The following is a 19,417-nucleotide window of genomic DNA, read 5'->3' on the forward strand; positions in this document are numbered from 1 at the left end:
CCACCGCGATCACGCCCACGTTACTTGGTAGTGGGCGACCCTACTGCCGGACGGGTTAAGCCTTGCTGAACAAAGAGGGGCTTGATTTTGGTCAGGGCCGCAGCGCGTCGAAAAGCGGCAGGCTGACGATCGCCGCCATGGCGATCAGCGTGAAGCAGATGCGCCGAAAGGTGCCTTCGGAGGCAAAGCCGAACAGTTTCGAACCGGCGATCACACCGAGGCCGTAACCCGGCCCGGCGATCAGTGCGAGCGCAAGAACGTCGAGGGTCAAAAGATGGCCGACGATATAGGCGGTGGCGGAGATCACCGTCGAAAGCGCAAAATAGAGGATCAGATTGGCGCGCACGGTGAGCGGCGGAATGGCACCGCCGAGCCAGTAGGCGACGACCGGCGGACCGGAGAGTTGTGCGGCGCCGCCGAACAGGCCGGCAAGCGCGCCGACGCCGATCGTCAGCGGCGTCTTCGGTTTGCCATGGTAACGCCAGCCGGAAATCAGGAAGACCAGCAGAAAGAGCACAACGACCGAGATCAGCCAGCGCAGCGCCGTCGGATCGATCACCGCCAGCAGCGTCGTTCCGGCCGGCACGCCGATCAGTGTCCCGATCAGCATCGTGCCCACCTCGCGGCGGTTGGCGCGCTTCCAGCCGTCCGGCACCATGCCGAGCGTCGTCACCCCGTCGATGACCAGCAGCAGGGCAGGGGCGATCTTCGGCCCGACGGCGGCACCGGCGAGCGGAACGAAGATCAGCGCTCCGCCAAACCCGGAAAACCCGCGCGCCAGCCCGGCGATCAGCGCCGAGAGGAAAAGAAAGACGAGCTGGGCCGGCGCGTGGCCCGGAATCCATGCATCCAGCAAAGCGGAAATCGGGTTGGCGGAGTCCATGGAAAATGCCGTATGCAGATGGGATCGAGTAGCCCGCACCTGCCGGGATTTGGGTAAGGGTGTCAAGCAAACCCTCTGGACACGGCGCGGGACTCGGCATTCTCCTGTGGATACAAAAGGAGAACGCCATGCTGGGCAAACTTACCGAACAGTTCGAGGCCGCATCCGCGGATTACGCCGAAACCCATGGGATGGTCCGCGATGCCGACTGGTTTCTCCTGAAGCTGCAGGAGGAGATGGGGGAACTGACCCAGGCCTGGAACCGCGCCACCGGCCGCGGACGGAAGAAGGGCAGGAGCGACGAGGCTCTCGCCCGCGACCTCGCCGACGAGACGGCCGATCTGCTCGGCCACGTCCTGCTGTTTGCCCGCAACAACCGGATCGATCTGGTGTCGGCGATCGAGCGCAAATGGCTATTCAGACCGGATGAGGAATAGGATCAGATCGCGCTGGGGAAATCCGGCTGTGCTTCCGGGCGTGCCAAACGGAAGGCAGGAAGCTCGACGCATTTCGCTTCGACGGCCAGGAGTTCCGGGTAGGCCGAGAGATCACAACCGAGTCTGCGCGCGTTGCTCAACTGCGGAATAAGATGCAGGTTCGCCCATCCCGGCTCGTCGCTGAAACAGAAGGCGAAGTGTTCATGCCGATCGCGCAGCGTCTCTTCCAACGCCTTCAGTCCGGACGTCAGCCAGTGCAAAACCCATTGCTGCACCTTCTCTGAATTGAGTTCCAGATCGGTTTGGAGGAACCGGCGCACCCGCTGCACGGTGATCGAATGCATTTCGGATGCGATGAGCCCAGCAAAACCCCGCGCCTGCGCGCGAAGCAGCGGGTCTTTAGGCAGAAGCGCGGGCAGAGCATGGCTTTCCTCGAGATAGTCGAGGATCGCCGACGATTGGGGAATGATCTGCCCGCCGATGTCGAGGGCGGGCAGCAATCCCTGTGGGTTGAGGCGCAGGTATTCCCCGGGCGCTAACGATCCCACGGGCAGGTAGGTATAGGGAATGGCCTTGAGATTGAGCGCGATGCGCACTCGTTCGCCGGCTGAATTCTGCCACCGGGATAAAAGGCGCATAACATCTCCCGAAGCGCCTTACGCTTTCGTCCCGCCCACCGTCACCTGGTCCATCCGCAGATGCGGCTGGCCGACGCCGACGGGGACCCATTGGCCGCCCTTGCCGCAATTGCCGATGCCGGTGTCGAGCTTCATGTCGTTGCCGACCATCGAGACGCGGCGCATCGCATCCGGGCCGTTGCCGATCAGCATGGCGCCCTTGATGGCGGGGCCGATCTTGCCATTCTCGATCATGTAGGCCTCGGTGCAGCCGAACACGAACTTGCCCGAGGTGATGTCCACCTGGCCGCCGCCGAAGGAGACGGCGTAGATACCCTTCTTCACCGAGGCGATGATCTCTTCGGGCGATTTGTCGCCGCCGAGCATGTAGGTATTGGTCATCCGTGGCATCGGCGTATAGGCGTAACCCTGGCGGCGGCCGTTGCCGGTCGGTTGGACGCCCATCAGCCGGGCGTTCTGGCGATCCTGCATGTAACCGACGAGCTTGCCGTTTTCGATCAGCACGTTGTAGGCCGATGGCGTGCCTTCGTCGTCTATGGTGAGCGAGCCGCGGCGGTTGTCGATCGTGCCGTCGTCGACGACGGTGACGCCGGGGGCCGCGACCATCTCGCCGAGAAGCCCGGCAAAGGCCGAGGTTTTCTTGCGGTTGAAATCGCCCTCCAACCCGTGGCCGACCGCCTCATGCAGCATCACGCCCGGCCAGCCGGAGCCGAGCACGACATCCATCGTGCCGGCCGGGGCGTCGATGGCGGTGAGGTTGACGAGCGCCTGGCGCAGCGCCTCGTCGGCGCCGGTCTGCCAGTTGCCTTCCGTCACGAAATCGCCGAAGCCAATGCGGCCGCCGGTGCCGAACGAACCGCTCTCCTGCCGGTCGCCGTCACCGACGACGACGGAAATGTTGATGCGCGTCATCGGGCGGATGTCCTGCACGCGGTGGCCATCGGCGCGCAGGATGTCGACCACCTGCCAGCTTGCGGAGACCGTTGCCGTTACCTGCCGCACCTTGTCGTCCTTGGAGCGCAGATAGGCATCGATATCGGTGAGCAGCTTGACCTTCTCCTCGAAGCTCGGGGATCCGATCGGGTTCTCGTCGCCGTAATATTTCTTGTTGGTGCGCTGGGGAGCGGCCGCGTAGGAACCGGAATAACCGGCGGTAACGGCCCGCACCGCATCCGAGGCGCGGGACAGCGCTGCCGCCGAAAGCTCGCCTGCATGGGCATAACCGACCGCTTCGCCGGCGACAGAGCGCAGCCCGAACCCCTGGTCGGTGTTGAACGAACCGCCCTTCAGGCGGCCGTTGTCGAAGGTCAGCGATTCCGCCTGGGCATGTTCCACGAAAAGCTCGCCGTCATCGGCGCCGGTAAGCGCCTCGGAGAGGATCGAGCGCAGCTTGGTCTCGTCGCAGTCGAAAAGGTTGAGAAGGTCGGTGTTCATGGGTGCTCCTTCGGCGCTGCCCTATGAAGACGCGCGCTCTGCTCCAACCGATGTAGGTCCGGGGAGGGACCGAAGCAAGCCTAACCTGCCGGCTCAGGCGTGTTTGCGGCGGAAGATCATGCCGATGACGACGGCAACGAGGGCCGCGGCAAGGCCGTACCAGGTCACGGCATATTGCAGGTGGCTGTTCGGCAGGTCGAACTGGGTGACGCCGCCTTTGGGCCAGCCGCCCGGATTGACGATCGACCCATCGGCATCCACGAAGAACTGCACGACCTTCGACGCATCGATACCGGTGGTCGAGGCCATGGCGTCGAGATCCTTCCAGTAGAAAATGTTCTTGGCGAGATCGTTGTCCGGGACGATCGAGGACGGCTTTTCGCCAAGCCGCACCCGCGCATAACCGGTGACGGTCTGCTGGCCGGCAACCTCCCCGGCCGTACGGGTTTTCGGGTCCTTCATCTCATAGGGCACGAAACCGCGGTTGACGAACAGGATGCGGCCGTCGGCAAGCGTCATCGGGGTATAGACGTAGAAGCCGGTCTGGCCGCCGAAGGTCGCGAAGAAATGCCGCTCCCCGGCATGGTTGAACGTGCCGGTGACCGATACCCGGCGGTATTCGATATCGCCGCCGGATTTCCCGATCGCCTCGATATCGGAAAGCGCGACGGGTGCCGCCGACCGCCGCTGGGCGATATCGGCGAGCAGGCCTTCCTTCCAATGCAACCGCTCCACCTGCCAGGTGCCGAGCGACAGCAGGATGGCGAGCGCCGCCAGCACCACGACGGCGGTCGCGATCACCCGGCCACGGCCGCGGGCGGGCGTTTCATCGGAAGCGGTTTGGGAGGGAGCCTTGGTTGCCATTCATTCCAGTCCTCAAAAAGCAGAAGGGCGGCTTATCGCCGCCCTCCCGGAATTCATGTCCCCTGGCTCAATGGGCGAGCGGTGCGCCCCAGCCACCCCAGATGTAGATGGCGAAGAACAGGAACAGCCATACCACGTCGACGAAGTGCCAGTACCAGGCGGCGGCTTCGAAGCCGAAATGCTGGGTGGGCGTGAAACCGCCGTTGATGGCGCGCAGCAGGCAGACAGCCAGGAAGATCGTGCCGACCAGGACGTGGAAGCCGTGGAAGCCGGTCGCCATGAAGAAGGTCGCGCCGTAGATCGAGTTCGAGAAGGCGAACGGGGCGTGGATATACTCGTAGGCCTGGACGCTCGAGAACAGGATGCCGAGTGCTACGGTGAGAGCGAGGCCGGTGATCAGGCCCTTGCGGTCGCCGTGCAGCAGCGCATGGTGAGCCCAGGTGACGCAGGTGCCGGACAGAAGCAGGATGACCGTGTTGTAGATCGGCAGGTGCCAGGGGTCGAGCACCTCGACGCCCTTCGGCGGCCACTGACCGCCGAGGAACTCGACACGAGTCGCCTGGATCGCCTCGTTGGCGTAGAGGCTGGCATCGAAAAAGGCCCAGAACCAGGCGACGAAGAACATCACTTCCGAAGCGATGAACATGATCATGCCGTAGCGCAGATGCAGCGAGACGACGCGGGTATGGGCGCCCGAATTGCCTTCCTTGATCGTGTCCGTCCACCAGCCGATCATCGTGTAGATGATGATCGCCAAGCCGCCGAAGAACCACCATGGGCTCGCCCAGTTAAGGCCGAAAAGATGGAACTCGCCGCCCTTCAGATAGCGCATGTAGGCGACGCCGCCGAAGGTCATGACGAAGGCGCCGATCGAGGCCAGGATCGGCCACGGGCTCGGATCGATGATGTGGTAGTCGTGATTTTTCTGATGCGCGTCGGCCATGTCAGAATCCCCGGATGAATGCCTGCTTCGCCGGAAAACCGGCGAACCCTCTTAAAGTTTCCCCACGCCTGTGTTCTGGGCGCCCGTCTTCGGGGCGCCTGCCTTCGAGCCTTCCGGCAGAGCCGCAACCGGTTTGCCCGGCTCGCTCGGATAGAAGGTGTAGGACAGGGTGATCGTCTTGATGTTCTTGGTCTCTTGGGCCGTGGCGAACTCCGGGTCAACGAAGAACACCACCGGCATCTGGACCGATTGGCCGGGCTGTAGCGTCTGCTCGGTAAAGCAGAAGCACTCGACCTTGTTGAAATAGGCGCCCGCTTCCATCGGCGTCACGTTGAACACCGCACTGCCCGTCGTCGGCTTCGACGAGCGGTTGGTCGCGGTATATTCGATCTGCACGGTCTCGCCGATCTTCGGACTGACCGACTTGGCGGGCTTGAACTCCCAGTTCAGGCCCGGCGAGATGTTGGCGTCGAACGTCACCTGGATAGGCTTGTTCAGGATCTTGTCGGAATACTGCTCGACGCGCTGGGTCGTGCCGTTATAGCCGGTGACCTGGCAGAACAGCCGGTAGAGCGGCACGGAAGCATAGGCAGCACCGACCATGCCAGCCACGAAAACGGCGCAGCCGGCGAAGATCGCGCTGTTGCTGACCCGCTTTGCCTGACCGTTCTGATTGACGTCCGTCATCGCTCCACCCTAGTTCCCAAGCCCGCCGACTTTCACCAGCGTCATGATATAGAAGAGGACCACGAGCCCGGCGAGAACGATGCCGAGCGCGATATTGCGGTTGCGGCGCGACTTCTTCTGCGCCTCGCTGAGCTTGACGGTTTCCATCACAGCAAACCTCCTACGAGGTGCGGCAATCCCGCGAGCAGCCGGTCGGCCAGCAGGCCCGAGAAGATCGCAAAGAGATAGACGATCGAATAGGCGAACATCTTCTTCGCCGGCATCATTTTCTCATCGCCGTCCGGCATGCGCCGGACGGCGATGGAACAGATGACGAAGATCGCGCCGAGCACGGCCGCGAAGATGCCGTAACCGAGGCCCGCAAGCCCGGTGAGGGTGGGGGCGACCGCGATCACCGCGGTCAGCACCGCATAGACGATGATCTGGTTCTTGGTGGAGGCCTCGCCTGCGACATTCGGCATCATCGGCACGCCGACCGAGCCGTAGTCGCGCATCTTGAAGAGCGCGAGCGCCCAGAAATGCGCAGGCGTCCACAGGAAGATGATCAGGAACAGGAGAATGCTGTCGAGCGATACGCCGCCGGTGACGCAGGCCCAGCCGATCATCGGCGGGAAAGCGCCGGAAGCGCCGCCGATGACGATGTTCTGCGGCGTCGAGCGCTTCAGCCACATCGTGTAGACGACGGCATAAAAGAAGATCGTGAAGGCCAGCAGGCCGGCCGAGAACCAGTTGACCGCAAGGCCGAGGATGACGACCGAAAAGACCGAGAGCGTCAGGCCGAAGGCAAGCGCTTCCTGGGGCAGGATGCGGCCGGCCGGGATCGGGCGTTTGGCGGTGCGGGTCATGATCGCGTCGATATCGGCGTCGTACCACATGTTCAGCGCACCCGAGGCGCCGGCACCGACCGCGATGCAGAGAATGGAAATCACGCCGAGGACCGGATTGATCTGGCCGGGCGCGAGGATGAGGCCGGCGAATGCGGTGAAGACCACGAGCGACATCACCCGCGGCTTCAGGAGTTCGAAGAAATCGCGCGCGCTCGCTTCCGAAAGGCGTGAGCCTCCATCGGTGCCGAGAGCGTCGTGATTGTCCATAACCGTCATTGAACCGTCCTGTTTGGTATTTCAAGGCATCGCGCTGCCGCGATGCCCTTTTTCAAAGATTTAGCGCTTACTTGATGCGCGGCAGCTGTTCCCACTGGTGGTACGGCGGCGGCGAAGAAAGCTGCCATTCCAGCGTGGTTGCACCTTCGCCCCACGGATTGTCGCCAGCGACGCGCTTCTTGGAGAAGGCTTCCCAGACGCCATAAAGGAAGATCAGAACGCCGACGAAGGAAATGTAGGAGCCGACCGACGAGATGTAGTTCCAGCCGGCGAATGCATCCGGATAGTCGATGTAACGGCGCGGCATGCCGGCGAGGCCGAGGAAGTGCTGCGGGAAGAACACCAGGTTTACGCCGATGAACATGACCCAGAAATGCGCTTTGCCGATCTTCTCGTTGTACATGTAGCCGAACATTTTCGGGAACCAGTAGTACCAGGCCGCAAAGATGGCGAAGACCGCGCCGAGCGACAGAACGTAGTGGAAGTGGGCCACGACGTAATAGGTGTCATGCAGCGAACGGTCGAGGCCGGCATTGGCGAGCTGGACGCCCGTGACGCCGCCGACGGTGAACAGGAAGATGAAGCCGATCGCCCAGATCATCGGCGTCGAGAAGGTCAGCGAGCCGCCCCACATCGTCGCGATCCAGGAGAAGATCTTGATGCCGGTCGGGACCGCGATGACCATCGTCGCGAAGACGAAGTAGCGCTGGGCATCGAGCGACATGCCGACCGTGTACATGTGATGGGCCCAGACGATGAAGCCGACAGCGCCGATCGCGACCATGGCATAGGCCATGCCGAGATAACCGAAGACCGGCTTCTTGGAGAAGGTCGAGACAATGTGGCTGACGATGCCGAAGCCGGGCAGGATCAGGATGTAGACTTCCGGATGACCGAAGAACCAGAACAGGTGTTGGAACAGGATCGGGTCACCGCCGCCTTCCGGAGAGAAGAAGGTGGTGCCGAAGTTGCGGTCGGTCAGAAGCATGGTGATGGCGCCCGCCAGAACCGGCAGCGACAGCAGCAGCAGGAAGGCGGTGACCAGAACGGCCCAGGCAAACAGCGGCATCTTGTGCAGCGTCATGCCCGGGGCGCGCATGTTGAGGATGGTGGTGATGAAGTTGATCGCACCGAGGATCGAGGATGCACCGGCAACGTGCAGCGCGAAGATCGCCAGGTCGACCGCCGGTCCCGGAGACCCCGTGCTCGACAGGGGCGGATAGAGCGTCCAGCCGCCGCCGACGCCATAGGCGCCTGCCGGGCCTTCGACGAACATCGACAGCAGCAGCAGCAGGAAGGCCGGTACGATCAGCCAGAAGGAGATGTTGTTCAGGCGGGGGAAAGCCATGTCCGGCGCGCCGATCATGATCGGCACCATCCAGTTGGCAAAACCACCGATCATCGCCGGCATGACCATGAAGAAGATCATGATCAGCGCGTGAGCGGTGGTGAACATGTTGAACATCTGCTTGCCGCCGTCGATGGCGGCGTCGCCCTCGAAGCCGTAGACCATCGCGGCCAGGCCGTGGAAGATCTGGATGCCCGGCTGCTGCAGCTCCATGCGCATGGCAACGGAGAGAAGGCCGCCGATGATGCCTGCGATGATCGCGAAGATCAGGTAGAGCGTGCCGATGTCCTTGTGGTTGGTCGAAAACAGCCAACGCTGAGCAAAGGTCGGCGTGTGCGAATGATCATGATGATCGTCGTGAGCATGCGCATCATGAGAGGTGCGAGCCTGAGCGTGATCGTCGTGAGCGGAATGTCCAGCCATTGTCCTCACTCCTCTGTATTACTTGGATTCATTTGCCGCGACGGCAAAATTGCCGGCAGGCTTGTCGACCGCAGCCACGAGAGCCTTGTAGGCACCCGGCAGGTCGGTCGCAGCAGCAGCGAGCCAGGCCTTGTACTTGTCTTCAGACACGACGCGGATGGCGATTGGCATGAAGGCGTGGTCCTTGCCGCAAAGCTCGGAGCACTGGCCGTAATAGAGGCCTTCGTTCTCGGCTTTGAACCAGGTTTCGTTGAGGCGGCCCGGCACGGCGTCGATCTTGATGCCGAAAGCCGGCATGGCGAAGGCATGGATAACGTCGGACGGAGCGGCCGTTACCAGCATGCGGACCGTCTTGTTGACCGGGATGATCAGTTCGTTGTCGACGGCCAGCAGCTTCGGATAGACGGCGAGATCGGTCTTGCCGGCGGCGGCGCGATCCGGATCCTTCAGCAGGAAGCTATCGAAAGCGACCGGGGTCTGCATGCCTTCGTATTCGTAATTCCACTGCCACTGGGTGGCGGTGGCCTTGACGGTCATATCCGAGTCCGGAATTTCGAGCTGGGCATTCAAGAGGTTGAAGGAGGGAATGGCGAGGAAGAAGAGGATGAGAACCGGGCCAAGCGTCCAGATGATCTCGATCGCCGTATTGTGGCTGGTCCGCGACGGTACCGGATTGGCGCTGGCGCGGAATTTCACGACGACGACGACCAGCAGGACCAGAACCAAAAGCGTGGTCGGCACGATGAACCACAGCGTATAATGGTTGAACCAGCGAATCTGGTGCATGATCGGCGTTGCTGCCGCCTGGAAATCAATCTGCCACGGATGCGGCTGGTCCGCAAAACCTGCGGAAGCAAAGAGCAGACAGATGAGCGCCGTCATCACTGCAAAAGCCCTGTTCATCACTACATATCTCCCCATGCGTCTGATCTCGATCAAACCGAACGCAGAATCCAAGCTATATGGTCTGCTTCAATCACAGTTTGCCTGCCGCCGCAATATCTGGCGGGAAAAGCCCGTGCGGCATTTTTGCGCCTATGGGATAAGGCTGGAATCCCGTGAGAATCAGGGGCCGCCGCCTGCTTTTTCGACCGGGCCGAGGTCTTATTTCAAAGGCCTTCAACACCTCCGGCCGCGTCATTATAGACCGCACGACGGCCAAAATCCGGCTTTTTCCTGATAAAAGTGACGGCTAGGCCACGCGGCCTGGCGGGTCCCACTTTCGCCGTACTCCACTGGAAAGAGGTCAGGGCTTTTCATTTCGTCTAGTGAACGACAAGAATAGCCGCACTGATTCGTCTTCCAGAGGTTTCCATGGGTCGTCCCTCCCTGATCTGCGCCGGTCTTGCCGTGATGCTTGCAGCCGCCGTTTCGCTTCCCGCGTTGGCGCAGCAGCCGCAGCCCAGCCCGCGGCCCGCGGCACCCCAGCCGGCCCCCGTTCCGGCACAGGGCGCCAAGCCGGGACCGCAAGCGCCCCGGCCGGCGCCGAACGGCGGGCAGGCCCAGCAGCCTCCGGGGCAGCAGGCGCAGCCCCCGGGCAACGTGCGCGAGAACCATGGCGCATGGTCGATCATCTGCGACCGGCCGGCCGGCGCTTCCGCCGACCAGTGCGCGCTGATGCAGAACGTCATCGCCGAGGACCGGCCGGAAGTCGGCCTGTCGGTGGTGGTGCTGAAGACCGCCGACCGCAAGGCGCGCATCCTGCGCATCCTCGCGCCGCTCGGCGTGCTCCTGAAGGACGGCATGGAACTCTATGTCGACAACAACAATATCGGCCGCGCCTATTTCACCCGCTGCTTCTCCGAGGGTTGTTATGTGGAAGTGGAGATCGACGAGGAACTGATGCGCATCCTGCGCGCGGGCAAGGCTGCCGTCTTTGCCCTGCGCGAATCCGCGGATCAGGACCGGGTCGGCATTCCGATCGAGCTCACCGGCTTCGGCCCAGGCTACGACGCGCTTCCGTAATGTCATAAGAAGGCGATCGGAGCTTTATGGGCCTTGAGGGCAGGCGTGATTTCCCGTGCGTTTCGACGACAAGGTGCGCGACGCGGTGCTGCCTTCGCTTTCCAATTGAAGCTCTTCTTTCTTGTGTGCGTGACCATTGCCGCTATATATGGCGCGTGGTCGGTCAAGCCGCGTATCCTGCTCATCCAGGGCGGTCCGGCCATTTTCGCTCTCGTGCTGACAGTCCTGGCGTCCTGATTTGATGGCATCATCCATACCTGAAAAAAGCCCGCTCAAGATCCGTCTCTGCGGCCCCCGCGGTTTCTGCGCCGGTGTCGACAGGGCGATCCAGATCGTCGTGCTGGCGCTGAAGGCCTATGGCGCGCCGGTCTATGTCCGCCACGAGATCGTCCACAACCGCTATGTGGTCGAGGGTCTCGAAGCGAAGGGCGCCGTTTTCGTCGAGGAACTGGACGAGATCCCGGCCGAACACCGCGAGCAGCCGGTTGTCTTCTCCGCCCATGGCGTACCGAAATCCGTGCCCGAGGACGCCGAGGCCCGCAATCTCTTCTATCTCGACGCGACCTGCCCGCTGGTTTCGAAAGTCCACAAGCAGGCGATGCGCCACCAGCGCCTCGGCCGCCATGTGGTGCTGATCGGCCATGCCGGCCATCCGGAAGTGATCGGCACGATGGGCCAGCTGCCGTCGGGCACGGTGTCGCTGATCGATACGATCGCCGACGCGGAAGCCTATGTCCCCGAAGATCCGGACAATCTCGGTTACGTCACCCAGACGACGCTCTCGGTGGACGATACGGCAGGCGTCATCGCCAAGCTGCAGGAGCGTTTCCCGAACCTCACGGCGCCTTCCGCCGACAGCATTTGCTACGCCACCACCAATCGCCAGGAAGCGGTCAAGGAAGCAGCTCCCGGCTGCGACCTCTTCATCGTCGTCGGCGCTCCGAATTCGTCGAATTCCAAGCGGCTGGTCGAAGTGGCGCTGAGGGCAGGGGCCAAGCGCTCCCTCCTGGTGCAGCGCGCCTCCGAATTGAATTGGGACGAGATCGGCCAAATCGGCACGCTCGGCCTTTCCGCCGGCGCCTCCGCCCCGGAAGTCATCGTCGACGAGATCATCGCCGCCTTCAAGGAGCGTTTCGAGGCCGAGATCGAGCTCGCGATCACCGCGGAGGAAACCGAAAATTTCCTCGTCAACCGCGAGCTGCGCGGCGTGCCTTTGACGATTGAGGACATGGCATGGGTGAATGGGTGAGGAGCGGCCCGGCGAAGCCTGAAAAATCGATAGAGTGGTTCGATTTCAGCTTCGAACGCCCCGGCCTCTAGCGAAGGGCCGGGCGAGCCGCTAGGAAAGCCCCATCACCTATCTGCGCGGCAGAATCAAGCGGGATGACACCTTGGCCGTTTACACCGATATCACCGAAGATGACCTGAAGCAGTTCCTGACCGAATACGATGTCGGGGAACTGACCTCCTACAAGGGGATTGCCGAGGGCGTCGAGAATTCGAACTTCCTGCTGCATACGACCCGCGACCCGTTGATCCTGACGCTTTATGAAAAGCGGACGGACGAGCGTGACCTGCCGTTTTTCCTCGGCCTGATGCAGCACCTCGCGGCCAGTGGCCTGTCCTGCCCGCTGCCCCTGCCGCGCAACGACGAAAATCTCTACGGCACCCTGTCCGGCCGGCCCGCCGCGCTCATCTCCTTCCTCGAAGGCATGTGGCTGAGGAAGCCGGAGGCGAAACATTGCCGCGAGGTCGGCAAGGCGCTCGCCCGGATGCACCTTTCCGGCCAGGATTTCGAGCTGACGCGCCCGAACTCGCTTTCCGTCGAAGGCTGGAAGACGCTTTGGGAAAAGTCCGCCGCGCGCGCCGACGAGGTCGAAACCGGCCTGCAGGACGAGATTTCCTCCGAACTTGATCACCTGGACCGGAACTGGCCGAAAGGTTTGGCCGCCGGCGTCATCCATGCGGATCTCTTCCAGGACAATGTCTTCTTTCTCGGCGACGAACTGTCCGGCCTGATCGACTTCTATTTCGCCTGCAACGACCTGCTCGCCTATGACGTCTCGATCTGCCTGAATGCCTGGTGTTTCGAAAAAGACGGCGCCTACAACCTCACTAAAGGCCAGGCGCTGCTCGAAGGCTACCAGAGCGTCCGCCCGCTTGAGAGTGCTGAGATCGAGGCCCTGCCTATCCTCGCCCGAGGTTCGGCACTGCGGTTCTTCCTGACCCGGCTTTACGACTGGCTGACGACGCCGGCCGGCGCGCTGGTGGTCAAGAAGGACCCGCTCGAATATCTGCGCAAGCTGCGCTTCCATCGCCAAATTGCATCGGCCACCGAATACGGGCTGACTGAAGAAAGACTGTCCGCATCATGAAGCAGGTAGAGATTTTCACCGACGGCGCCTGTTCCGGCAATCCCGGTCCGGGTGGCTGGGGCGCCATCCTGCGTTATGGCGACACCGAAAAGGAAATGTTCGGCGGCGAGGCCGAGACGACCAACAACCGCATGGAGCTGATGGCGGCGATCTCTGCGCTGAACGCGCTGAAAACCCCGTGCGAAGTCAACCTTCACACCGACAGCAAATATGTGATGGACGGCATTTCCAAATGGATCTTCGGCTGGAAGAAGAACGGCTGGAAGACCGCCGACAAGAAGCCGGTGAAGAATGCCGAGCTCTGGCAGCAGCTTGAGGAAGCGCGCAACAAGCACAAGGTGACGCTCCACTGGGTGAAGGGCCATGCCGGCCATCCGGAAAACGAGCGCGCCGACGAGCTCGCACGCCTCGGCATGGCGCCGTTCAAGAAGAGATAACCGGCCAAGCCTGGGAGAGGATCGATGGCCCAGAACGTCTACGACACGCCGGAATTTTTCGAAGGCTATAGCCAGCTCGGCCGCTCGGTCCATGGGCTGGCCGGTGCCGCCGAATGGCCGACGATCCGCACATTGCTGCCCGCGCTGAACGGATTGCGCATCCTCGATCTTGGTTGCGGTTTCGGCTGGTTTTCCCGTTTTGCGGCGGCGGAGGGCGCTGCCTCCGTGCTCGGCCTCGATCTCTCGGAAAACATGATCGCCAAGGCGCGGGCGGAAAACGCCCACCCGGCCATCGTTTACGAGATCGCCGATCTGGAGCGGGTCGAACTGCCCGCGGCAGCCTTCGACCTCGCCTACAGCTCGCTCGCCTTCCATTACCTGGAGGATTTTGGCCGGCTGGTGGAGGAGGTTCATTCCGCCCTGGCGCCGGGCGGGAAGTTCGTTTTCACCATCGAGCACCCGATCTACATGGCTTCCCAAAATCCCGGCTGGCGGACGGATGACGCAGGCCAGAGATTCTGGCCGGTGGATGGTTATTCGGTCGAGGGCCCGCGCACGACCGACTGGCTCGCCAAGGGCGTCGTCAAATATCACCGCACCATCGGCACGACGCTGAACACGCTGATCGATGGCGGTTTTGCCATCCGCCGTGTCATCGAATGGCGTCCCTCGCCGGATCAGCTTGCCGCCAATCCGGCATTTGCCGAGGAGATGGACCGTCCGATGATCCTCATGGTTTCCGCGGAGCGCTGAGCGATGACCTTGCGCCTGATCTCCCTCAACGCCTGGGGCGGCCGCGTCCATGCGCCGCTGATGCAGTATCTCAAGGCGGCTGACCCGGATGTGCTCTGCCTGCAGGAAGTCACCCGCACGCCGGATGCCGCCGCCGACTGGCTGGCCTACCGCGACGGCGCTTTCGAACTGCCGCAGCGCGCCAGCCTCTACGAGGATGTGAAGGCGGTTCTGCCCGGCCATGAGGCGATATACGCTCCGGTCGCCCGCGGCACTCTGTTCGAGGGTGAGCGGGAGGTGGGCTCCGAATTCGGCCTCGCCACGTTCGTGCGCGGTTCTTTCCCGATCATCGGCCAGCAGCTTGGTTTCGTGCATGGAGAGTTTTCGGCCGGCGGCTGGGGCGAGCATCCGCGCTCGCGTAACGCCCACGCCGTCCGCATCCACCGCTACGGGATAGGCTCGGCGGTGACCATCGTGCAGATGCACGGGCTGCGAGATCTTGCCGGCAAGGGCGATACGCCGGCCCGGCTGGCCCAGGCCCATGCTCTCGTCGCGCTGATCGAAAAGGTCTGGCAGCCGGGTGAGCCGCTGGTCGTCTGCGGCGATCTCAATCTGCTGCCCGGCAGCGAGACCTTCGCCATCCTCGGAAAACTCGGCCTTACCGATCTCGTCACCACCCGCGGCTTCACCGACACCCGCACGTCCTGGTACCCGAAGGACGGCCGTTATGCGGATTATCTGCTGGTGACGCCGGATGTGAAGGTCGAGAGTTTCGACGTGGTCGCTGAGCCGGAAGTTTCAGACCACCGCGCGCTTCTTCTGGAAATCGCCTGAGCCGCTGTTGCGCTCGCAGCATCAGTCACTATTCTGCCGCCAACAACCCGGGGAGGTCCGCTCATGATCCTGCATTGCGTATTCGTTCGGTTCAAGGCGGCCATCCAGCAGGCCGACAAGCAGTCGATCTACGATGCGGTCGCCGCGCTGAAAGATGTCACGCCCGGCATCCTCGACGTGAAATTCGGCCAGAACGTTTCGCCGGAAGGCCTGAACGGCGGCTTTCTCGACGGTTTCATCGTGACCTTCGAGAATCCCGAGGCGCGCGACGCTTATCTCGTCCATCCGGACCACATAGCTGTCGGCGACCGGATCATCGGCTCTGCGGACGGCGGTCTGTCGGGGCTTCTGGTTTTCGATATGGCGGTCTGAGGAAAGGCCGCGGGCGTTTGCCCGCAGCCTCCTCTGGCGGGATCAGCTCGACTTCGCCATCGCCGCAGCGATCTGGTCGACATTGTAGCGGAACATCTTTTCATAGGTCGGCGCCGGCCCCTTGGCATCCGAGAGCGATTCCACATAAAGCTCGCCGCCCGGCTGGGCAGCGGTCGCCTTGGCGATCTGCTTGACCAGCCGCGGATCGTTGGAGTTTTCGAGGAAGTAGGTTTTTACCCCCGCGGCCTTGATCTGCTCGATCAGCTTGGCGACGTCGGCGGCCGAGGCTTCGGTCTCGGTCGAGAGACCGAGCGGCGCCAGGAAGCTGACATTGTATTCGCGGCCGAAATAACCGAAGGCATCGTGGCTGGTCAGAACCTTGCGGCGGTCGGCCGGCACCGCGTCGAACTTGGAATGCGCGTAGGCATTCATCGCGTCGAGCTTCTGGAGATAGGCTTCGGCATTTGCCTTGAAGGCGCCCGCATCGGCCGGATCCGCCTCTGACAGCGCCTTCTCGATATTGGCGACCCAGACCTTCACGTTGACCGGGCTGTTCCAGACATGCGGATCGGTCACCGTCTTGCCGTCTTCGTCCATGGTGCGCGTGTTCACCCCTTCAGACACCACGACCGGCTTGCCCTTGTAGCCCGAGGCGGTGATCAGCCGGTCCATCCAGCCTTCCAGGCCTTCGCCGCTGACGAAGGCCACCTGCGCCGCCTTGAGGTTCTTTGCGTCCGTCGGCGACGGCTCGAATTCATGGGGATCGCCGTTCGGGCCGACAAGGGTCGTCACCTTCACATGTTTGCCGCCCACCTGAGAGACGACATCGCCGAGCACCGTGAAGGAGGCGACGACCTTGAGCGTGTCGGCGAAGGCCGGCACGGCGGAGAAGGCCATGAGGGCGGGGATGGCGGCGGAAAGAAGCAGTCTGCGGGATATCATCGAGGTCTCCTTGAGATTGACCGGTGGTATCAGCCCTTCAGATGTGGGCTGGGAAACAGCCGCCGGGCAAAACCCGACGGCGAGAAGAGAATGGAAAGGCCGTAGATCACCGCCGCCGTCATGATGATCGTCGGGCCGGAGGCGAGTTCGAGGTGATAGGAGGCGACCAGCCCGACATAGCCGGAGACGGCCGCCGTGCCGGCGGCAAGAGCTATCATCGCGGTCAGGCTGCGGCCCCAGAGCTGCGCCACCGCGGCCGGCAGCATCATCAGCCCGACCGCCATCAGCGTGCCGAGCGCCTGGAAGCTCGCCACCATGTTCAGCACCACGAGCAGCAGGAACAGCGCGTGATAGACCGGCCCGCGGCCACCGACGGTGCGCAGGAAGCCCGGATCGAAACACTCCGCCACCAGCGGCCGGTAGACCAGGGCGAGGGCGATGAGCGTTACCGACGTGATCGAGCCGATGAGGACGAGTGCGGGGCCGTCGATTGCGAGAATGGTGCCGAACAGCACGTGCAGCAGGTCGATATTGGATCCGCGCAGCGAGACGATCAGCACGCCCAGGGCCAGCGAGGTCAGGTAGAAGCTTGCAAAGCTCGCATCTTCCTGCAGCACGGTGGCCCGGCTGACGATGCCGGAGAGCAGCGCCACAGAAAGACCCGCCACGAGCCCGCCGATCCCCATGGCCGTCAGCGACAGCGAGCCGGCGACGAGATAACCGATCGCCGCACCGGGCAACACCGCATGGCTCATCGCGTCGCCCATCAGGCTCATGCGCCGCAGCATCAGGAAAACGCCGATCGGCCCGGAGCCGAGCGCCAGGCACAGGCAGGCGACCAGCGCCCGGCGCATGAAGCCGTAATCGGCAAACGGCGCGATCAGCAGATCATAGGCGCTCATGCGACAACCCCGTTGCTCGGGGCCTTTCCGCTTGGGCTCTCGCAAATCCCTGCGCCGTCGTCCCATCGCTCCGCCATCATCCGCGCCTTGAGCAGATTGCCGGCCAACATCACCTCCGCCGTCGGCCCCCAGGCGATGCATTCGCGGGCGAGAAGCAAGGTCTCGGGAAAGTGCGTCCGAACCTGCTCGAGGTCGTGCAGCACGGCGATCACGGTGCGACCCTCGCCATGCCACTGCGCGACGATGTCGAGCAGATCCTGTGTCGTGCGGGCGTCGATTGCGGTGAAGGGCTCGTCGAGCAGGATGACTTTCGCATTCTGAAGCAGGAGGCGCGCAAACAGCACCCGCTGGAACTGGCCGGCCGAAAGCGAGCCGATCGGCCGCCGTTCGAACCCGCCGAGGCCGACCGCGGCGAGCGTCCCGGCCGCCTGGGCATGTTCCTTCGCTCCGTTCGCCCTGAAGGCTCCCGTATGCCGCCACGCGCCGAGCAGCACCGTATCGAGGACCGAAATCGGGAAACGCCGGTTGATGTCCGCCGCCTGCGGCAGATAGCCGAAATCGCTGCGGACGAGCTGATGTTGCAGCCGCCCTTCCGCCGGCCTCAATTCGCCCATGATCGCCTTCATCAGCGTCGATTTGCCGGCGCCGTTCGGCCCGGCAATCGCGGTCAGGCTGCCGGCCCGGAAGAAACCCGAGACGTGATGGACGGCGGGATGGCGGTCGTAGGTGACCGTCAGGTTATCGAGCGTGAGGAGGGCGTTCACGGAAGCATCGCCGCCCAGGCGATTGCCAGCCAGAGAAGGCCAAGGAGCAGCGCGACGTAGACGAGGCGGCCAAGGGCCGAACTGCCGATCAGGCTGGAGGAGTGAGGAAGTCGTGCCATCGCTGTCGCCATTTATGTAATAACATTACCGTTATGTTATAACAAATGTGGCGGAAAGAGGGCGTGCTGCTGCATTCCCGAAAGGCGGCAGTTCATAAAACACAATCGCAGAGTCGCGGACGTCGTCGTTGGCGGGATTAGTAGCTGCTGCAGGTCACGTTGTTGCCATACCTATAGCAATTCGTGGTTGTTGGTGATCTCGGAGCCGACATTACGATGGGCGGAGGCGCATAGCTTTGTCCCCTGAAGGGGAAAGCGGGCATCCTTCCATCTGATGGGCCGCATTCATAGCTCATGCGATACCAAGTAATAGGTCCGGGTATAATATCGGCGATCAGTCCGCCCGCATTGCTTGAGCTGTCGAGTACTTGGTATGGCCCTTTGCAGGCCGCGGCCGCTGTTTTGAGGCAGCCCTGAGGCGATCCGTTACATTTCGCCTCGCGCATCGCTTTGCCGCTTGGTCCAGGAATACTCTCGCCTGACGACGCAACACAACCCGCCAATAATGGCAGTGCCGCAAGCAGCAACATTACAGCCTTCGATTTCATGACAGGCCCCCACGCCTTAAAGCAATACGCGCACACATTCATCTCAGAGTCGAGGAAGCTATTAAAGCGGGGCAACGCCAGGTAACAAAAAAGGGCACCATCCGGCGCCCTTTTTAAACGGAATGTGCAATGGCTCAGAGTTGTTCCAGCATCGCGGCGGCGCCGGAGACGGTGGCCTGGCCGGGGCTTTCCTCGACGTTGAGCGACTTGACGACGCCGTTTTCGACCAGCATCGAATAACGCTTCGAGCGCACGCCGAGGCCGCCGGCCGAAAGGTCGGCGTCGAGGCCGAGCGCCTTGGTGAAGGCGCCGTCCCAGTCGGCCAGGAAGTGGATCTTGCCGAGGCCACCGGTCTGGGTCGCCCAGGCGCCCATCACGTGCCAGTCGTTGACGGCGAGGACGGCAATGTCGTCGACCCCCTTGGAGAGGATCGCGTCGCGGTTTTCGAGATAGCCGGGCAGGTGGTTCAGCGTGCAGGTGGGCGTAAAGGCGCCGGGCACGGCGAAGACAACCACCTTCTTGCCGTCGAACAGCTGTTCGGTGGTGATCTCCACCGGACCGTCCGCGGTCTTTTCCTTGAACTTGGCTGGGGGAAGTTTGTCGCCGATGGCAATCGTCATGGGGCTCTCCTCGGTTGGGCGAGCGCCTGTTTCAGGCCCGCCATTCG

25 protein-coding genes are annotated in these 19,417 nt (G+C 62.7%); 10 read left to right on the plus strand and 15 right to left on the minus strand.

Annotated features, from left to right (window positions below; all coding sequences use genetic code 11):
- Positions 1-91: 91 nt before the first annotated feature.
- Positions 92-883 carry a sulfite exporter TauE/SafE family protein gene (locus ACSQ3G_RS02435; protein WP_436108916.1) on the minus strand — a complete coding sequence of 264 codons (792 nt, stop codon included), beginning with the start codon at positions 881-883 and terminating at the stop codon, positions 92-94.
- Positions 884-1,011: 128 nt separating this feature from the next.
- Between ACSQ3G_RS02435 and ACSQ3G_RS02440 the strand changes: the two genes are divergently transcribed.
- Positions 1,012-1,320, plus strand: a complete 309-nt coding sequence (locus ACSQ3G_RS02440; RefSeq protein ID WP_436108917.1) for a nucleoside triphosphate pyrophosphohydrolase family protein — start codon at positions 1,012-1,014, stop codon at positions 1,318-1,320.
- Between the two features lie 2 nt (positions 1,321-1,322).
- Here the strand turns inward: ACSQ3G_RS02440 and maiA are convergent, their stop codons facing one another.
- The 9 genes from maiA to coxB all read right to left on the minus strand — a co-directional run bounded on the left by maiA (position 1,323) and on the right by coxB (position 9,663).
- Positions 1,323-1,958, minus strand: a complete 636-nt coding sequence (gene maiA / locus ACSQ3G_RS02445; RefSeq protein WP_436108918.1) for a maleylacetoacetate isomerase — start codon at positions 1,956-1,958, stop codon at positions 1,323-1,325.
- A gap of 18 nt (positions 1,959-1,976) precedes the next feature.
- Positions 1,977-3,392 carry a metalloprotease TldD gene (tldD, locus tag ACSQ3G_RS02450; protein WP_046664532.1) on the minus strand — a complete coding sequence of 472 codons (1,416 nt, stop codon included), beginning with the start codon at positions 3,390-3,392 and terminating at the stop codon, positions 1,977-1,979.
- A 93-nt stretch (positions 3,393-3,485) separates the two neighbouring features.
- Positions 3,486-4,256, minus strand: coding sequence for an SURF1 family protein (locus ACSQ3G_RS02455; RefSeq protein ID WP_436108919.1), 771 nt, complete (start codon positions 4,254-4,256; stop codon positions 3,486-3,488).
- Between the two features lie 67 nt (positions 4,257-4,323).
- Positions 4,324-5,199 carry a cytochrome c oxidase subunit 3 gene (locus tag ACSQ3G_RS02460; protein WP_436108920.1) on the minus strand — a complete coding sequence of 292 codons (876 nt, stop codon included), beginning with the start codon at positions 5,197-5,199 and terminating at the stop codon, positions 4,324-4,326.
- Between the two features lie 51 nt (positions 5,200-5,250).
- A complete protein-coding gene (locus ACSQ3G_RS02465) occupies positions 5,251-5,886 on the minus strand; it encodes a cytochrome c oxidase assembly protein (protein WP_436108921.1) in 636 nt (211 codons plus the stop codon).
- Positions 5,887-5,895: 9 nt separating this feature from the next.
- A complete protein-coding gene (locus ACSQ3G_RS02470; RefSeq protein WP_105439106.1) occupies positions 5,896-6,033 on the minus strand; it encodes a cytochrome c oxidase system small membrane protein in 138 nt (45 codons plus the stop codon).
- Positions 6,033-6,989, minus strand: coding sequence for a heme o synthase (locus ACSQ3G_RS02475; protein ID WP_436108922.1), 957 nt, complete (start codon positions 6,987-6,989; stop codon positions 6,033-6,035). Before ACSQ3G_RS02475 ends, ACSQ3G_RS02470 begins: the two co-directional genes overlap by 1 nt.
- Before the next feature lie 67 nt (positions 6,990-7,056).
- Positions 7,057-8,760, minus strand: a complete 1,704-nt coding sequence (ctaD, locus tag ACSQ3G_RS02480) for a cytochrome c oxidase subunit I (protein WP_436108923.1) — start codon at positions 8,758-8,760, stop codon at positions 7,057-7,059.
- Between the two features lie 18 nt (positions 8,761-8,778).
- Positions 8,779-9,663, minus strand: a complete 885-nt coding sequence (gene coxB / locus ACSQ3G_RS02485; protein ID WP_105439109.1) for a cytochrome c oxidase subunit II — start codon at positions 9,661-9,663, stop codon at positions 8,779-8,781.
- On the opposite strand from coxB, the gene ACSQ3G_RS02490 reads away from it, so the two are divergent.
- The 9 genes from ACSQ3G_RS02490 (at position 9,629) to ACSQ3G_RS02530 (ending at position 15,475) form a co-directional block, all read left to right on the plus strand.
- A complete protein-coding gene (locus ACSQ3G_RS02490; RefSeq protein WP_436108924.1) occupies positions 9,629-9,940 on the plus strand; it encodes a hypothetical protein in 312 nt (103 codons plus the stop codon). The genes coxB and ACSQ3G_RS02490 overlap by 35 nt on opposite strands.
- 134 nt (positions 9,941-10,074) lie before the next feature.
- Positions 10,075-10,725: an invasion associated locus B family protein gene (locus ACSQ3G_RS02495; protein WP_105439111.1), complete on the plus strand. Its 651-nt coding sequence runs from the start codon at positions 10,075-10,077 to the stop codon at positions 10,723-10,725.
- Positions 10,726-10,770: 45 nt separating this feature from the next.
- Positions 10,771-10,962, plus strand: a complete 192-nt coding sequence (locus ACSQ3G_RS02500; protein ID WP_436108925.1) for a DUF1304 family protein — start codon at positions 10,771-10,773, stop codon at positions 10,960-10,962.
- Between the two features lie 4 nt (positions 10,963-10,966).
- Positions 10,967-11,974, plus strand: coding sequence for a 4-hydroxy-3-methylbut-2-enyl diphosphate reductase (gene ispH, locus ACSQ3G_RS02505; RefSeq protein ID WP_436108926.1), 1,008 nt, complete (start codon positions 10,967-10,969; stop codon positions 11,972-11,974).
- Between the two features lie 142 nt (positions 11,975-12,116).
- Positions 12,117-13,100, plus strand: a complete 984-nt coding sequence (locus ACSQ3G_RS02510; RefSeq protein WP_436108927.1) for a homoserine kinase — start codon at positions 12,117-12,119, stop codon at positions 13,098-13,100.
- On the plus strand, positions 13,097-13,537 hold the full coding sequence (rnhA, locus tag ACSQ3G_RS02515; RefSeq protein ID WP_046664522.1) for a ribonuclease HI: 441 nt from the start codon (positions 13,097-13,099) through the stop codon (positions 13,535-13,537). Before ACSQ3G_RS02510 ends, rnhA begins: the two co-directional genes overlap by 4 nt.
- Before the next feature lie 24 nt (positions 13,538-13,561).
- A complete protein-coding gene (locus tag ACSQ3G_RS02520; RefSeq protein WP_436108928.1) occupies positions 13,562-14,290 on the plus strand; it encodes a class I SAM-dependent methyltransferase in 729 nt (242 codons plus the stop codon).
- A 3-nt stretch (positions 14,291-14,293) separates the two neighbouring features.
- Positions 14,294-15,103 (plus strand): endonuclease/exonuclease/phosphatase family protein, encoded by an 810-nt coding sequence (locus ACSQ3G_RS02525; protein ID WP_436108929.1) that lies wholly within the window; start codon positions 14,294-14,296, stop codon positions 15,101-15,103.
- 63 nt (positions 15,104-15,166) lie between these two features.
- On the plus strand, positions 15,167-15,475 hold the full coding sequence (locus tag ACSQ3G_RS02530; protein ID WP_046631154.1) for a Dabb family protein: 309 nt from the start codon (positions 15,167-15,169) through the stop codon (positions 15,473-15,475).
- A 42-nt stretch (positions 15,476-15,517) separates the two neighbouring features.
- Here the strand turns inward: ACSQ3G_RS02530 and ACSQ3G_RS02535 are convergent, their stop codons facing one another.
- The 5 genes from ACSQ3G_RS02535 to ACSQ3G_RS02555 all read right to left on the minus strand — a co-directional run bounded on the left by ACSQ3G_RS02535 (position 15,518) and on the right by ACSQ3G_RS02555 (position 19,370).
- Complete coding sequence (locus ACSQ3G_RS02535; protein ID WP_436108930.1) at positions 15,518-16,417, minus strand: metal ABC transporter solute-binding protein, Zn/Mn family; 900 nt, start codon at positions 16,415-16,417, stop codon at positions 15,518-15,520.
- A gap of 29 nt (positions 16,418-16,446) precedes the next feature.
- Entirely contained in the window at positions 16,447-17,319 is an 873-nt protein-coding gene (locus tag ACSQ3G_RS02540; protein ID WP_436108931.1) for a metal ABC transporter permease, read from the minus strand.
- Positions 17,316-18,083, minus strand: coding sequence for a metal ABC transporter ATP-binding protein (locus ACSQ3G_RS02545; RefSeq protein ID WP_436108932.1), 768 nt, complete (start codon positions 18,081-18,083; stop codon positions 17,316-17,318). Before ACSQ3G_RS02545 ends, ACSQ3G_RS02540 begins: the two co-directional genes overlap by 4 nt.
- Entirely contained in the window at positions 18,080-18,202 is a 123-nt protein-coding gene (locus ACSQ3G_RS02550) for a hypothetical protein (RefSeq protein WP_256427175.1), read from the minus strand. The genes ACSQ3G_RS02545 and ACSQ3G_RS02550 overlap by 4 nt, the downstream gene beginning before the upstream one ends.
- Positions 18,203-18,884: 682 nt before the next feature.
- On the minus strand, positions 18,885-19,370 hold the full coding sequence (locus ACSQ3G_RS02555) for a peroxiredoxin (protein ID WP_046631163.1): 486 nt from the start codon (positions 19,368-19,370) through the stop codon (positions 18,885-18,887).
- Between the last annotated feature and the right edge of the window lie 47 nt (positions 19,371-19,417).

This window comes from Neorhizobium tomejilense (assembly GCF_964254135.1).
Taxonomy (GTDB): domain Bacteria; phylum Pseudomonadota; class Alphaproteobacteria; order Rhizobiales; family Rhizobiaceae; genus Neorhizobium; species Neorhizobium tomejilense.

Coding starts and splice junctions, on each gene's coding strand:
- ACSQ3G_RS02435 (WP_436108916.1), bottom strand. CDS start 883: ATGGACTCCGCCAACCCGATTTCCGCTTTGCTGGATGCATGGATTCCG.
- ACSQ3G_RS02440 (WP_436108917.1), top strand. CDS start 1,012: ATGCTGGGCAAACTTACCGAACAGTTCGAGGCCGCATCCGCGGATTAC.
- maiA (WP_436108918.1), bottom strand. CDS start 1,958: ATGCGCCTTTTATCCCGGTGGCAGAATTCAGCCGGCGAACGAGTGCGC.
- tldD (WP_046664532.1), bottom strand. CDS start 3,392: ATGAACACCGACCTTCTCAACCTTTTCGACTGCGACGAGACCAAGCTG.
- ACSQ3G_RS02455 (WP_436108919.1), bottom strand. CDS start 4,256: ATGGCAACCAAGGCTCCCTCCCAAACCGCTTCCGATGAAACGCCCGCC.
- ACSQ3G_RS02460 (WP_436108920.1), bottom strand. CDS start 5,199: ATGGCCGACGCGCATCAGAAAAATCACGACTACCACATCATCGATCCG.
- ACSQ3G_RS02465 (WP_436108921.1), bottom strand. CDS start 5,886: ATGACGGACGTCAATCAGAACGGTCAGGCAAAGCGGGTCAGCAACAGC.
- ACSQ3G_RS02470 (WP_105439106.1), bottom strand. CDS start 6,033: ATGGAAACCGTCAAGCTCAGCGAGGCGCAGAAGAAGTCGCGCCGCAAC.
- ACSQ3G_RS02475 (WP_436108922.1), bottom strand. CDS start 6,989: ATGACGGTTATGGACAATCACGACGCTCTCGGCACCGATGGAGGCTCA.
- ctaD (WP_436108923.1), bottom strand. CDS start 8,760: ATGGCTGGACATTCCGCTCACGACGATCACGCTCAGGCTCGCACCTCT.
- ACSQ3G_RS02490 (WP_436108924.1), top strand. CDS start 9,629: ATGAGCGCCGTCATCACTGCAAAAGCCCTGTTCATCACTACATATCTC.
- coxB (WP_105439109.1), bottom strand. CDS start 9,663: ATGAACAGGGCTTTTGCAGTGATGACGGCGCTCATCTGTCTGCTCTTT.
- ACSQ3G_RS02495 (WP_105439111.1), top strand. CDS start 10,075: ATGGGTCGTCCCTCCCTGATCTGCGCCGGTCTTGCCGTGATGCTTGCA.
- ispH (WP_436108926.1), top strand. CDS start 10,967: ATGGCATCATCCATACCTGAAAAAAGCCCGCTCAAGATCCGTCTCTGC.
- rnhA (WP_046664522.1), top strand. CDS start 13,097: ATGAAGCAGGTAGAGATTTTCACCGACGGCGCCTGTTCCGGCAATCCC.
- ACSQ3G_RS02520 (WP_436108928.1), top strand. CDS start 13,562: ATGGCCCAGAACGTCTACGACACGCCGGAATTTTTCGAAGGCTATAGC.
- ACSQ3G_RS02525 (WP_436108929.1), top strand. CDS start 14,294: ATGACCTTGCGCCTGATCTCCCTCAACGCCTGGGGCGGCCGCGTCCAT.
- ACSQ3G_RS02530 (WP_046631154.1), top strand. CDS start 15,167: ATGATCCTGCATTGCGTATTCGTTCGGTTCAAGGCGGCCATCCAGCAG.
- ACSQ3G_RS02535 (WP_436108930.1), bottom strand. CDS start 16,417: ATGATATCCCGCAGACTGCTTCTTTCCGCCGCCATCCCCGCCCTCATG.
- ACSQ3G_RS02540 (WP_436108931.1), bottom strand. CDS start 17,319: ATGAGCGCCTATGATCTGCTGATCGCGCCGTTTGCCGATTACGGCTTC.
- ACSQ3G_RS02550 (WP_256427175.1), bottom strand. CDS start 18,202: ATGGCACGACTTCCTCACTCCTCCAGCCTGATCGGCAGTTCGGCCCTT.
- ACSQ3G_RS02555 (WP_046631163.1), bottom strand. CDS start 19,370: ATGACGATTGCCATCGGCGACAAACTTCCCCCAGCCAAGTTCAAGGAA.